Origin of the sequence: Siminovitchia fortis (assembly GCF_007681465.1) — a bacterium.
Lineage (GTDB): Bacteria > Bacillota > Bacilli > Bacillales > Bacillaceae_C > Siminovitchia > Siminovitchia fortis.
In genome coordinates, this window is sequence record NZ_VEKZ01000130.1 from 1 (window position 1) to 1,689 (window position 1,689).

Here is a 1,689-nt window from a genome sequence, read left to right on the forward strand (position 1 = left end):
CTTACACGGCACAACTAACACAACCAGTTAGTTGTGCTGATTCCACTTTTTTTCGATATTGATTAAATATGCATCTGGGTCCTGCTTAAATCTTCTCTGTTTCGTGTGTTCATGTATTCGACTGTTCCACTTAATAGCTTCCTCTTTATAGCCGGAAAAAGTGGCTTTTTGGATCTTCTGCAGCCCATCTTGTTCATTTTTAACATTTTCAACGAATACGATGTTTTCGCCATGACGAACTATATATCGATTCCAAGTTCGACTACCTGTAATCCTACGATGCCTTACTTTTGTTCTTCTAAAGAAAAGTTCCAAATCATTATTTGTCCTTGGTAAAAGAGGGAAGTCGTAAAAGGTAAAGAGACCTTTCCAAAACCCTTTACTATATCTCATCAGATTGTCCACAAATGCTAAATCATCTTCACGATTTAGGTCCTTTTCTATTTGGGACAAATATTTTTTTAACCTGGATTCCACCCATGAACTTGTTTTATTTTCAGAAGGCTCCATGATCGTGGCAATCCTTTTAAAACGTAGATCCCACCGCTTTACAAGCTGGTAATCTGTTTTATAGTTATCCACATTACTGACTATTCTGAACAGCTTTTCAAGTAAAGGAGTCCCCTTTTTTATCCAGGCATTTTTCAATCGAATCCTTGATCGATTTTGTCCGTTCAAAGACACGTGTACCTGGCAATTCAAATGGAGGTTTTCCGTCTTCCAGAAGCACGGAACGAATCGCTGCGACATAATCACTTGCGACTTCTTCTTCCAAGCTTTCCGAAGTTGAGTCTTCTATTTTTCTTTCGATTTCCCGGATTCCCCTTAACTTCTTTTTGATGCTTGTCTTTAGTTTCCGATCCTTTTCTATCAATGGCTTTGCGATATCTTTGAAGTAATGAAACTGACAGTATTGATAAGGGATGTCCGGTGCTATTTTCTCGATTGCTAAACGGATCGACTGTTGTCCATCACTGATGAAACCTTGAATAGGGTAGCCCCAATCAATGATTGGTTTAATAATTCCAATCAATTCTTGAGATGCGCTACTTTTTAAATTGTGTGCCGCCAAAACGGTGCCACTTAGAACCTCTCGGATGACATACAATGTCTCATTTCCTTTTTCAGGTTGAACGCCATCAATGGATAAGATTAAACCACCTTTCTGTTTGACGACTTCCTCTAAGGTTTCTTTCTCATTTTCTTTAATCGCTGACCGTAGGAGTAATGCATATCGCTCGTACAGTTTTTGAACTTGTCGTTCGGAGATTTTGACCTTTTTCTCAACTAAAATGGAGGCAATTTCTGACCGAGTTTTATGCTCTTTGAAGCGTAAATGCCCAATGTGGGCAATAACATCCATGCCATAGGTGATGTGCTTCATACTCAGCTGCTCAGCCTCTGCAGAACGATAAACAGTATTGTTCTCGCAGGCATTACTCTCACAGCGATAGCCAAGGTTAATGACTTTAAATTCCCCTTTTAAGGTAGAGATGGTTTTCCTCCAAACTGGATGGCAATATGTTAGTTTCCCTCCACATTCAGGACAATTTGTAATTTCAGGGCTGTAATAGATAGACTCAATTGGAATCAACCGGTTTTTAGTACGCATAAATATACACCAACTTAAATAAATTATAAGTCTATTATAACCTATTATTTTTGTTGGTGTTACTTATTCCGTGTAAG

At 38.5% G+C, this 1,689-nt stretch carries 2 protein-coding genes; both read right to left on the minus strand.

All coding sequences use genetic code 11. The features are described from left to right. Positions 1–27 precede the first annotated feature (27 nt). On the minus strand, positions 28–510 hold the full coding sequence (locus tag FS666_RS19180; RefSeq protein WP_144463771.1) for a hypothetical protein: 483 nt from the start codon (positions 508–510) through the stop codon (positions 28–30). Positions 511–607: 97 nt separating this feature from the next. Then, positions 608–1,612, minus strand: coding sequence for a transposase (locus FS666_RS19185; protein ID WP_144463770.1), 1,005 nt, complete (start codon positions 1,610–1,612; stop codon positions 608–610). Between the last annotated feature and the right edge of the window lie 77 nt (positions 1,613–1,689).